General features: G+C 49.3%; 13 protein-coding genes. 6 read left to right on the top strand and 7 right to left on the bottom strand.

What is annotated here, in order from left to right:
• Positions 1 to 550: 550 nt before the first annotated feature.
• From C7N83_RS10745 to C7N83_RS10720, 6 genes are all read right to left on the bottom strand, one after another.
• Positions 551 to 958 (bottom strand): ClpXP protease specificity-enhancing factor, encoded by a 408-nt coding sequence (locus C7N83_RS10745; RefSeq protein ID WP_106742596.1) that lies wholly within the window; start codon positions 956 to 958, stop codon positions 551 to 553.
• 22 nt (positions 959 to 980) lie between these two features.
• Positions 981 to 1,586, bottom strand: coding sequence for a glutathione S-transferase N-terminal domain-containing protein (locus C7N83_RS10740; RefSeq protein ID WP_106742594.1), 606 nt, complete (start codon positions 1,584 to 1,586; stop codon positions 981 to 983).
• Between the two features lie 189 nt (positions 1,587 to 1,775).
• Positions 1,776 to 2,564: a cytochrome c1 gene (locus C7N83_RS10735; protein WP_106742592.1), complete on the bottom strand. Its 789-nt coding sequence runs from the start codon at positions 2,562 to 2,564 to the stop codon at positions 1,776 to 1,778.
• A gap of 16 nt (positions 2,565 to 2,580) precedes the next feature.
• Complete coding sequence (locus C7N83_RS10730) at positions 2,581 to 3,930, bottom strand: cytochrome b (RefSeq protein ID WP_106742591.1); 1,350 nt, start codon at positions 3,928 to 3,930, stop codon at positions 2,581 to 2,583.
• An 18-nt stretch (positions 3,931 to 3,948) separates the two neighbouring features.
• A complete protein-coding gene (gene petA, locus C7N83_RS10725) occupies positions 3,949 to 4,530 on the bottom strand; it encodes a ubiquinol-cytochrome c reductase iron-sulfur subunit (protein WP_106742589.1) in 582 nt (193 codons plus the stop codon).
• 124 nt (positions 4,531 to 4,654) lie between these two features.
• Positions 4,655 to 5,404 (bottom strand): Nif3-like dinuclear metal center hexameric protein, encoded by a 750-nt coding sequence (locus tag C7N83_RS10720; protein WP_106742587.1) that lies wholly within the window; start codon positions 5,402 to 5,404, stop codon positions 4,655 to 4,657.
• Positions 5,405 to 5,592: 188 nt separating this feature from the next.
• On the opposite strand from C7N83_RS10720, the gene C7N83_RS10715 reads away from it, so the two are divergent.
• The 6 genes from C7N83_RS10715 (at position 5,593) to C7N83_RS16205 (ending at position 9,623) form a co-directional block, all read left to right on the top strand.
• Positions 5,593 to 6,528 (top strand): LysR family transcriptional regulator, encoded by a 936-nt coding sequence (locus tag C7N83_RS10715; protein WP_106742586.1) that lies wholly within the window; start codon positions 5,593 to 5,595, stop codon positions 6,526 to 6,528.
• A gap of 242 nt (positions 6,529 to 6,770) precedes the next feature.
• Positions 6,771 to 8,228: a magnesium transporter gene (gene mgtE, locus C7N83_RS10710; RefSeq protein WP_106742584.1), complete on the top strand. Its 1,458-nt coding sequence runs from the start codon at positions 6,771 to 6,773 to the stop codon at positions 8,226 to 8,228.
• Between the two features lie 183 nt (positions 8,229 to 8,411).
• Entirely contained in the window at positions 8,412 to 8,750 is a 339-nt protein-coding gene (locus tag C7N83_RS10705) for a hypothetical protein (RefSeq protein WP_245911208.1), read from the top strand.
• Between the two features lie 146 nt (positions 8,751 to 8,896).
• Positions 8,897 to 9,052, top strand: a complete 156-nt coding sequence (locus C7N83_RS16215; RefSeq protein ID WP_245911207.1) for a hypothetical protein — start codon at positions 8,897 to 8,899, stop codon at positions 9,050 to 9,052.
• Positions 9,039 to 9,191, top strand: a complete 153-nt coding sequence (locus C7N83_RS16210; protein WP_245911206.1) for a hypothetical protein — start codon at positions 9,039 to 9,041, stop codon at positions 9,189 to 9,191. Before C7N83_RS16215 ends, C7N83_RS16210 begins: the two co-directional genes overlap by 14 nt.
• 42 nt (positions 9,192 to 9,233) lie before the next feature.
• Positions 9,234 to 9,623 carry a TIGR03915 family putative DNA repair protein gene (locus C7N83_RS16205; RefSeq protein ID WP_245911205.1) on the top strand — a complete coding sequence of 130 codons (390 nt, stop codon included), beginning with the start codon at positions 9,234 to 9,236 and terminating at the stop codon, positions 9,621 to 9,623.
• A gap of 523 nt (positions 9,624 to 10,146) precedes the next feature.
• On the opposite strand, the gene C7N83_RS10695 is transcribed toward C7N83_RS16205, so the two are convergent.
• Positions 10,147 to 10,830, bottom strand: a complete 684-nt coding sequence (locus C7N83_RS10695; protein WP_106742583.1) for a 2,3-diphosphoglycerate-dependent phosphoglycerate mutase — start codon at positions 10,828 to 10,830, stop codon at positions 10,147 to 10,149.
• Positions 10,831 to 11,897: the final 1,067 nt, after the last annotated feature.

The raw sequence follows: 11,897 nt of genomic DNA, 5'->3' as shown, positions 1-11,897 counted from the left end.
TTTTTGAGACAGTTTGAGCCGTTTGAGTGCTATGCGGATTGCCCGTTGGGTGCAGTTAAAGCGCACAGTCTGCCCACGTTGGAAGTGGTCGGGATACTTGTCCGACGTCCTGCCGTAATTTTTCCATGCTTATTTTTGACTTGCGTGTGGTAACAACTTTTTTTCTCCAGCCGTTTTTTCTGGTTTTGTATGGTGGCTTTGCTGATGTTGTACCCACCGGCCAGACCCGATAGGAAGCACCTGCTGCAAGTTTGTTCAGTATCATTTGCCGGTAGTCTTTTGAGTATGCCATATGTGGTATTGTGCTGAATTTAATTTTCTTTGACTATAAATAGCATAAAAGGCCGTCTGAAATTTTTCAGACGGCCTTTTATGCTATTTTTGAAGGAAGCCATAAGCAGAATCAATAAAAAATTGGTGTAAGCGGCTTGCTTGCCACAGACGGTACAAACAGTACGGAACCGGTTCACTGCTCCGTCGGCTTACAAAATCATTCCCTTTGGGCTGGGGAAGCCGAAGTCGTAACAGTTTTTAGTGATTTCACGATACTTCATTTTACCAGTTTCAAACCTTTTTTCGGTTTGGTTTCTGTTTCTGCATCAGCTACAGGCTTTTGCTCGGTTGTTTTATTGGCTTCATCAGGCGCATAAGGTTCCACTTCAAAACCCATACCCTCACCACTTTCCCTGCCGAAAATGCTGACGATGTGACCGACTGGAATCCAAATATCGTGCGCAACGCCACCGAAACGGGCAGAAAAATTGACCCATTCGTTATCAATATTCAGATTATGGCTGGCGGTTTGGCCGATGTTTAAAACAATCTCGTTTTCTCGCACATATTGCATCGGCACACGGGTATGTTCGTTAACCCACGCAACAATATGCGGTGTTTGGTTGTTATCCAAACACCATTCATATAAAGCACGGATTAAATAAGGTTTGGTACTGGCAGTCATCTATCCTCCTTAGAATAACTGATTAACGGCGCATAGCTTTTTCAGCCGGTGTTAAGGCTTCGATAAAGGCTTCGCGTTGGAAAATACGCTCGGCGTATTTCAATAACGGCGCAGCGGTTTTACCCAGTTTGATATCGTAGTAATCTAAGCGCCACAACAAAGGCGACAAAGCAACATCAATCATCGAAAATTCATCCCCTAAGATGTATTTGTTTTTAGAGAAAGAAGGTGCCAACAAGGTTAAGCCGTTACCGATTGCTTCGCGCGCTTTGACTTGATCTTTATTGCTGGTTTCTGAATTTTCCAAAATCTGCACCAAGCTGAACAGCTCTTTTTCCATGCGGTGCAAAACCAAACGGCCACGACCGCGCATCACGGGATCACCCGGCATTAATTGCGGATGAGGGAATCGCTCGTCAATGTATTCGTTGATGATGTTTGATTCATACAAAATCAAATCACGTTCTACCAATACCGGCACTTGGTTGTACGGATTCATCACCGCCAAATCTTCCGGCTTGTTAAAAATATCGACATCTTTGATTTCAAAATCCATGCCTTTTTCGTACAACACGAAACGGCAGCGCTGACTAAACGGGCAGGTAATGCCTGAATATAAAGTCATCATAGCGTTTGGCTCCTATCGCGTACCGTCTTTCAGACGGCCTATATATGAAGTTAATGGCTTGATTATATACGGTTGCATGATTTAAAGCCAGAAAATTGAGTTAATGCTTTATTTTTATTGATTATTTCTCAAAAATACATTTCCCTGAATACATAAAAAGCAAGCCTGACGGCTTGCTTTTTATACTTCTTAATGAACGTCTTTCCAGAACTCTTTCTTCAGGAAGTATGCTAAAGGCAGCATCACTGCAAACAGGAAAATCATCACGATGTAGCCAGTGCGATGGCGTTGCAATTGCGCCGGTTCACCCATGTACACCAAGAAATTAACCAAATCGCGCGTATAATCGTCATACTCTTTCTCGATGACTTTGCCATTTGGTAGGCGACGGGAATGCAGGCCGGTTGACTGCCAGTAGAGTTTCGGCTCTTTCACGCCATGCTCGTTCTCTACCCAAACCGGTTGGCCTTTATCGTCCAATTCAACAGCTTTTACGCCTTGTTGCTCCCACAAAGGATGCGGCATGCCGACTTTGTCGAATACGGTGTTGTTCCAACCGTTAGGACGGGTCGGATCCTTGTAGAAGCCACGCATGTAGGCATACAGGTAATCCGCACCACGCGAACGTGCAATCAGGGTTAAATCCGGCGGTGCTGCGCCGAACCATTTTTCCGCATCTTTCGGATGCATGGCAGACAACATCACCTCACCCACGTTATCGGTGGTGAACATCAGGTTTTTCTTGATTTCATCATCAGTCAAACCGATGTCCTTCAAACGGTTGAAACGCATACCTGTAGCCGAGTGGCAAGACAAGCAGTAGTTGGTGAAAATCTGCGCACCGCGTTGGAGGCTGACTTGATCACGCAAGTCAATATCGACTTTTTCGTAAACTGCATGATCGCCTGCGGCCATCGCCGCACCCATCGGTACTGCCAACAATAAGGCAGCAAACCAGTTTTTAAGTGTTTGTTTCATTTTCGCTGCCCTCAATTTAGATATTTACTGCAAACAGATACGAGCCAACCAGGGTAATTGCTGCGTAAATAAAGAACATAACTTTTTGTTTGGCCGTACTCATGGTTACACGTTCCGGAATCGGTCTGTCTTTATCCAGTTTGGTATAGAACGGCATACCCAAGAAGAAGGAGAAATAAACAACCGACAAGATACGCGCCACTAAAGTACGGGTATCGGTCGCCACCAATGCGCCCAGAATACCCAAACCAATGAACGAAATCACAAACACTACAACGGCAATTTTGAAAATCGGGCCACGGTAACGGATGGATTTCACTTCCCCTTTATCCAACCAAGGCAGCAGCGCAATCAATACAACAGCGGCACCCATACCGATTACCCCCCAAACCTGAGTACCCAAGAATGACGGAATCGCACGCAAAATCGCGTAGAACGGCGTGAAATACCATACCGGAGCAATATGTGCCGGCGTTTTCAGCGGGTTGGCTGCATCAAAGTTCGGTGCTTCCAAGAAATAACCGCCGCCTTCTGGTGCGAAGAACATCACGGCACAGAAGACAATCAGGAATACCACCACGCCCAAGATGTCTTTCACAGTGTAGTACGGATGGAAAGGAATACCGTCCAAAGGTACGCCGTTTTCATCTTTCAGCTTCTTAATTTCCACGCCGTCGGGATTATTGGAGCCTACTTCGTGCAAGGCAATCACGTGTGCGACAACCAAACCGATCAATACTAATGGCACAGCAATCACGTGCAGAGCGAAGAAACGGTTCAAGGTTACGTCGGATACGTTGAAGTCGCCGCGAATCCAAGTAGACAAGTCAGGGCCGATGACAGGAATGGCGGCAAACAGGTTAATAATCACCTGCGCCCCCCAGAACGACATCTGACCCCAAGGCAGCAGGTAGCCCATAAAGGCTTCCGCCATCAAGGCCAGGAAAATCAACGAACCAAATACCCAAACCAATTCGCGCGGTTTTTTGTACGAACCGTAAATCAGGCCGCGGAACATGTGCAGGTAAACGACGATGAAGAAAAATGATGCGCCGGTAGAGTGCATGTAGCGGATAACCCAGCCGCCCGACACGTCGCGCATGATATATTCTACTGCGGTAAAGGCAGCAGGCAGGTGATAAGCATTCAGGTTACCGTCGGGTTTGTAGTTCATGGTCAGGAAAATGCCGCTGACGATTTGAATCACCAGAACCAGCAAGGCCAACGAACCGAAGTAATACCAGAAGTTGAAGTTTTTAGGAGCATAATACTGAGCCAAGTGCTCATTCCACATTTTAGTCAGTGGAAAACGAGCATCTACCCAGCCTAACAATGCTTTTGTTTTGTCATTGGTTTGGTTTGCCATAGTTTCAGTTCCTTATTATTAGTCTCCGCCTACCAAAATGGCCGTATCGCTCAGATATTTATAAGGTGGTACGACCAAATTGGTCGGTGCAGGAACACCTTTGTACACACGGCCTGCAATATCGAATTTCGAACCGTGGCAAGGACAGAAGAAGCCGCCTTTCCAATCCGCACCCAAGTCGGCAGGTGCGATGTCGGGACGGTAAGTCGGAGAGCAACCCAAGTGGGTACAGATACCGATGGCAACCATGATGTTCGGCTTGATCGAACGGGTTGCGTTTTTCGCGTATTCAGGCTGTTGTTCCGCCTCCGAATACGGGTCGGCCAATTGACTGTCTAACGTTTTCAGGTCGCTCAACTGCCGTTCTGTGCGGTTGATGATCCAAATCGGTTTGCCCTGCCATTCGGCAGTCATCAGCTGGCCAGCTTCGATTTTGCTGACATCTACTTCGATGGCAGCACCGGCGGCTTTGGCTTTTTCCGAAGGAAAAAAGCTTGCCACGAAAGGCGTTACCACACCTAAGGCAGCCACCCCGCCTGCGCCACAGGTTGCGAGCGTCAGGAAACGGCGGCGGCCGTTATTGATTTCTTGATTATCCATTATTCAGTCGTCCTAAGAATTTTGGGAATACCGAGCCATTAAACAATGTAATTTTAACTAGTTTGTTGTAATACTCAAAGCATTATTTAAAATAAGGTAAAGATTTTGTGATATTTCTCAATATTCATGCAGGATTTTGTTCGTCAAAACTACATACTTCTACACCAAAAACCTCTCCAATCGCTCCGGCCAGCGCTTTCACGCCGTAACGCTCGGTGGCATGGTGGCCGGCACTGATAAACGCCACGCCGCATTCATTGGCCAAATGGTATTGCGCTTCGGAAATTTCACCTGTCACATAAGCATCGGCACCTTCGTCAATGGCCGTCTGAAAAAAGCCTTGCGCACCACCCGTACACCAGGCAATCCGTTTGATTTCCCGATTCATGTCACCCACGACAACCGGCTGGCGTTGTAATTTATCCGCCATGCTGTCTGAAAGCCGCTGTAAGGTTTGCGGTGTGTTCAGACGGCCTATATTGAGCAGGTTTTGATCGCCGCATTGATAATCCAAGCCCCAATCCAACAAAGCGGCCAATTGTGCGTTATTTCCCCACTCCGGATGCGCGTCTAAAGGCAGGTGGTAACCGACCATATTGATTTGGTGTTGCAATAATGTTTCGATACGTTCTTTTTTCCAGCCGGTAATGGTCAGCGGCTCGCTTTTCCAAAACATACCGTGATGCACCAGCAGCATATCCGCGCCTCTGGCAACCGCAAAATCAATCGCCGCTTTACTGGCCGTAACCGATGTCGCAAGCCTGTTGACCGTTTCACGTCCTTCGACCTGCAAACCATTGGGCGCATAGTCTTTAAACATGTTCACTTGCAAACTGTCGCGGCACCAATCCAATATTTCCTGACGTGTCGCCATGTTGATGTTCCTTTTCTCTGAAATTCTCTTAAAGTGGTGCATTTTATCTGAAAATACCCTCCTTCCCCGATTATTACACGCAAATAGCCGTTCTCATCCGTATGGCCGATTATTAATGGTTTGCACGCCAACATGAATTATTTTAATATTCACATTTTACGGCTAAGGCAGTCTGAACGGAAACGTCCATGGATTCGATTATTGAACTGCGACACTTAAAAACACTGCTGGCATTGGAAGAAACCGGCAGCGTTTCCTTGGCGGCCAAACGCATTTTCCTGACTCAATCTGCCTTGTCGCACCAAATCCGTGCTTTGGAAAACTATTACAACACGCCGCTGTTCGAGCGAAAATCCACCCCTTTGCGCTTCACCCCGGCCGGCCAACGCCTGCTGCAACTGGCACGCGAACTGATGCCGAAAGTCGCCACTGCCGAACGCGATTTGGCACAGATTATCGAAGGCGAAGCGGGCGAGCTGCGTGTGGCGGTGGAATGCCACACCTGTTTTGACTGGCTGATGCCGGCAATGGGCGAATTTCGTCTGTTGTGGCCTCAGGTGGAATTGGATATTGTTTCCGGTTTTCACGTCGATCCTGTGGGCTTGCTGCTGCAACACCGGGCCGATGTGGCCATCGTTTCCGAAGCCGAACCGCAACCGGGCATCACTTATTTCCCGCTGTTTTCTTACGAAATGGCCGGCATTTGCGCTAAAGACCATCCGTTGGCGAACAAACCCGTTTGGGAGGCGGAAGACTTTACCGACGAAACGCTGATTACCTACCCTGTTCCTGACGACATGCTCGATTTAGTGAAAAAAGTGTTACAACCCAAAGGCATCAATCCGCCACGCAGGCACAGCGAACTAACCATCGCCATCATCCAACTGGTTGCCAGCCGCCGCGGAATTGCCGCCCTGCCTTATTGGACGGTAATGCCGTATTTGGAAAAAGACTATGTCACTTCGTGCGAAATCACTTCAGACGGCCTGCACAGCGAACTGTATGCCGCCATGCGCACCGAAAACGCAGACAAAAGCTATCTCGACAACTTCTGCCAAATCGTGCGCGACCGCGGCTTTGCTGATTTGTCGGGCTTGAGCGTTTTAGAAATGAAAGAAGCGTGATGCACAATATCGACAAAGGCCGTGAAAAAAGCTCCGCTTTCAGACGGCCTCATTGTTGCAACCTTGGTGTAAAGAATAGTAAACCACACCCCAAAAGTGTATAATAGTCCCGCTTATCACTCTTGCCTCGAGCAGGCTTACCCGTCATGGACCTTCCCAGTAGTTTATTGACCAAAGACACCATCCGCAACACCCATCAATAATCCTGCCGAATGCTCTACCGCACGGCGGGCGGAGCATTTATGAGCCACAAACCAGAACACAAAATCCACGAAGCAGCCGATGCCGGCGGAAGCGATGTCGAGCGCATTGCCGCCGATTTCGACCACATCCACGCACTGTGTGAGATTCTCGAACCCGCCTTTCCGCAAATCGAAGCCGGCATACCGATTGAAGACGAAGCCTTACGCGTCAAATTCACCGAGCTGACCGTCTTACTAAGCGAGCTGCACACTGCCGATGTCGCCGACGTGCTCGAATCGCTGCCTCAGCGCGAGCGTAACATCGTCTGGCTTCTGGTCGCGCCTGAAGACGACGGCGAAATCTTGCTGGAAGTATCCGATTCCGTCCGCGAAACACTGATTGAATCGATGGACAAAGACGAGCTGCTTGCCGCCATCGATGATTTGGATGCCGATGAATTGGCCGAGCTGGCCGACGATTTGCCGCACCAAGTCGTCTATGAGGCCCTGCAAACACGTGACGAAGAAGAGCGCGCGCAGGTTCAGGCAGCAATGTCGTATGAAGACGACCAAGTCGGCGCGATTATGGACTTCGAGCTGGTCAGCATCCGCGCCGATGTTGCCTGCGAAGTGGTACTGCGTTACCTGCGCCGCTTTGAAAGCCTACCGGATCATACCGACAAAATTTTCGTGGTGGATCAAAACGACATTCTCAAAGGCGTACTGCCCATCCGCAGCCTGTTGGTGGCCGATCCGGAAGAACTGGTCGAAAACGTGATGGCCACCGATGTGGTGCGCTTCCGCCCTGACGACAACGTTGAAGAAGCGGCGCAGGCGTTTGAGCGCTACGACTTGGTAACCGCGCCCGTTATCGATGTAAACAAAAAGCTCATCGGCCGTATCACCATTGACGAAATCGTTGACGTAATCCGCGAAGAATCCGAAGCCGACATGTTGAACATGGCCGGTTTGCAGGAAGAAGAAGACTTGTTTGCGCCGATTTTGGATTCGGTGAAAAACCGCTGGATGTGGCTTGCCATCAACCTCTGCACCGCCTTTCTCGCCAGCCGCGTGATTGGCGCGTTTGAAGGCAGTATTGAAAAAATCGTCGCATTGGCTGCGTTAATGCCGATTGTGGCCGGCATCGGCGGCAACTCGGGCAACCAAACGATTACCATGATTGTGCGCGCGATGGCAGTCGGCCAGATTACCGGCATTCAGGCCAGCAAACTGTTGAAAAAAGAAGTCGGCGTGGCACTGGTCAACGGCGTGTTGTGGGGCAGTGTGATGGGCTTGATTGCGTGGGTATTGTACGACAATTTTGGCATCGGCTTGGTGATGGTCGCCGCCATGACCCTAAACCTGCTCTTGGCTGCAACGGTGGGCGTATTGATTCCGGTGTTGCTCGACAAAGCCGGCCGCGACCCTGCACTGGGCAGCTCGGTGCTGATTACCGCTGTGACCGACTCGGGCGGTTTCCTGATTTTCCTGGGCTTGGCCACTATTTTTTTGCTGTAAAATCCGCACCGAGGCAGGTCGTGCAAACATACCTGGCTAACAGACATTAGTGCGCTTGATTCAAACCATAAAGGCTTTTTTTGTCTATGGTGGTGCAAATCAGGCGGCAGCCTTTGTCTTCGAGCCGCCAGCTGTTTATGTGCCTGGCAATGTGCTTGGCGACATAGACAGCCTTTTCTCAACTTGGATTTCGACCCCAAACTGGCATGGGCGCTGCGCCACCGCGCTTATTTTCCGGTAGCCTTGCAGCATGCGCCGCCGGAAATGATTTTACGCGTGCCGGGTATCGGCGTGAAATCGGCCAAACGAATCGTGCAGGCGCGTCGGTTCCGCATGCTGACTCCGGCACAGTTAGTGAAAATGGGCATCGCCCTCAACCGCGCGCGCTATTTCATCACCCTACCCGAACCCAACCGCTACGCTGCTTTAATCGACAACCCGAATCTGCGCAGCCTGCTGTTGCAGCAGACCCGCTCGAAATTCATGCAAAGCGATGCGGTGCAGGGCGATTTGTTCGGATAAAAATAACAGGCCTGAAAGCCATACGCCCTTTGCTATAAGTTTTCAGACGGTCTGAGACATTTGCACGACACCATCATGACCACACTTGACCAATACACTTACTCTACGACGGCAGCTTCGACGGCCTGCTTAGCGCGGTGTTTACCGTGTATGCGGGCAAATATCCGCCCGATTGCGTACACATCACCGCCGACCCGAACGACAGCGATTTGTTCGGCCACACTGTTACTGTCACCAGCTGCCCCGAACATGCCGCCCGCGTGCTCGGCCGTTTGCAGCGACAATTAATTGGGCAAGCGTAGCATTCAAACGCTGATTTACGGTTTTCTAATCAACGACAAAGACATGCCCGACACCTTCTTGCGCATCGGCCGCTTGACTTTGGCGCAGCCCGACCGCCCGAATATTCACAGCGACTACGGCCACCCCGGCGTGATGTAGTGGGCGCAATGGGGAAAAACCGTCTGCCGCGAAAAGCACCACATGGAAGCCTTTGTCCGCTTTGAAGAATATCATGTGCATGGCAAACCCGATCCGATTTATATCGCCCGTATCGAGCCGCAATTTGACATCTTGCCACTGATTACGTGTTTTTTCCGCAATCGCTATGCCAACCAGCAATGGCTGATTTTCGATGTCAGCCGCAGTTACGGCGTGTATTTCGACAAAACGGCGGTGCATCAAATCCGTGATTTGGACGTTTCCCGCGGACATACCGCCCTGTCTGAATGCGAACGGCATTGTCAGAAACTGTGGCAACGCTATTTCATAAGCACCACCATTACTTCGCGTATCAACCTGCGCCAACACCGGCAGATGATGCCGCAACGCTATTGGCGTTACCTGACGGAAAAGCGGCCGATGTTGCCGTAAATGAAGGCTGAAACCTTTGCAAAACTCAAAAAGTATTCAGGATTCCCATCCGTCATTAACTACGCAAGCCTGCTACGCTTACTCCATGCAGGCGCACTGCTGTCTGAAAAATTCCAACTGTGCAGCAAGGAGATTTTGTAAAACCCGACAAAATACAAGTCGTCATTATCAAAATTGACCCGATAATCCAGTCGTTCGGTTTGAGAAATTTATCTATAAAATCCAGTTGATTTTCGGATGATCAGTAAAAAATCCCTTGGCGTCCGGCATAAGATTCTGAATTTCAATGACCAGATTACCGGGCTAAGCCCGATAATGATGCATATAGATTGTTTGAGGCATTTTGAGTATCTGAATATTGAAATCAGCTAAAAGCCTTGCACCACAAACTTTTTTTTAAATCTGGTAAAGAATGAAATATTAGGTTTTATCCAAACTACCCAACTCACATACGAAAAGGCCGTCTGAAAACGATAAGTTCGTTTTCAGACGGCCTTTTCATCAAACCGATAAACTCAAACCCTTACAGATAGAATTTCTCAATTACTTTCAAATTTTCATCCAATTTGTACACCAGTGGCTGACCGGTTGGGATTTCCAAAGCCATAATATCATCGTCGGAAATGCCTTCGATGTGTTTGGCCAAAGCGCGCAATGAGTTACCGTGTGCCGCCACCAATACGCGTTTGCCGCTCAAAATAGCCGGCGCGATTTGGTCTTCCCAAAACGGCAATACGCGCTCCAGCGTCACTTTCAAATTTTCCCCATCCGGCACCACATCAGCCGGCAGGTGGGCGTAGCGGCGGTCGTTATGCGCTGAAAATTCGTCGTCTTTGTCCAACAGTGGCGGCAAAGTATCGTAGCTTCGACGCCAGATGTGCACTTGCTCGTCACCGTATTTTTCAGCGGTTTGTTTTTTGTCCAAGCCTTGCAATCGGCCGTAGTGGCGCTCGTTCAACCGCCAAGTTTTAATTTGCGGGACAAACAGTTGGCCGCTTTCCTCCAACACAATGTTGCAGGTTTTGATGGCACGGGTCAGCACTGAAGTGAAGGCGATGTCGAATTCATAGCCTTTTTCTTTCAGTTTCTGACCGGCAACAGCAGCTTCAGCCAAACCTTGCTCGCTCAATTTAACATCACGCCAGCCGGTGAACAGGTTTTTCGCATTCCATTCGCTTTGTCCGTGGCGGATAAATACCAATTCCATTCTTATTGCTCCGTTTGTTTAGAGGATTGTGAAAGGTTCATTTATAACATAATTTGCGCCGGTTTTGAGAATTTGTGCGCAAACATTGATGATTTACCCGTCTGCCGATGTTCATGATTTTTTCAGATGGCCCCAACATACGCATTCCTCAGGCCGCGATAACCATTAAGGTGTATCCTCATTTCATCATACGACATCTTTCCGGCATAAAAACCCATCTGCTGCTTTGGACATGCGCGCAAGGTGTCCGACCTTGCCGTACCGGCCGGTTTTACCGGCGCAATATATAAAAAAACTATTTTCTTTGAGTATCGCCTTGTATACGCGCTTTTCTGCTCGAAAATCGGCGACGCAGACAAAATGAGGACACACTCTAGAATGATAAAGGTTGGCTTGAAGTTTGTTTCTTATCATATTTTAATCAACTGCTTTATCAAATGTTAACAAAGTGAAAAAGACCGTCTGAAACATAAACTGCACCCCAAAAGTCAGGCACCCCTTCCAACTAAAAAGGTGCGGTTTTCTTCAGTTTTCTTACTGTCTGAATATACACCGGACTTCAAATACCGGGACCTACCCCATTATCACCAAGTGCACAGCCGGCAGCGCGCTTCAAAGCCTCACGCACACACCTGCGCCAGCGGATAGCCGCCTGTCGGCACCGCCGCACTGCAAAAACCGCAGGCAAACCCCTAAGCCCCACAGGAAAAAAACAGGCAGCGCCATATGCGTGCGCAGAACCGCTGCCTAAAGCACATGAAAGCGCCCAACGGAAAGGAAGGGTCGCCGCCGAAGCCTGCCGGACCGTTCAAAAGCCGGGAGCGGGACGCCCGCTGAAATATCTGCCATACAGTGCCGGCATCCCCAACAACAGTTTCCATTAACCCGATCCCGATGCTGCGGCCAAAACGGCTATGGGTGAAGTATGCCGCCAACACAAAGGCCGCTGCTGCCGTATTGTCGCGGAACAAAAAAAGTCTGGTGCATTATGGGTTTGTCGGGATTATAAAGCCAAAGTCCGCGGCCAAAGAACCTGCCGCCCGCAGGCAACCGGTGGAATTTCGGCA

It is taken from the genome of Neisseria iguanae, assembly GCF_003013245.1.
Lineage (GTDB): Bacteria > Pseudomonadota > Gammaproteobacteria > Burkholderiales > Neisseriaceae > Neisseria > Neisseria iguanae.
This window is presented reverse-complemented; position numbering and strand designations above follow the sequence as displayed.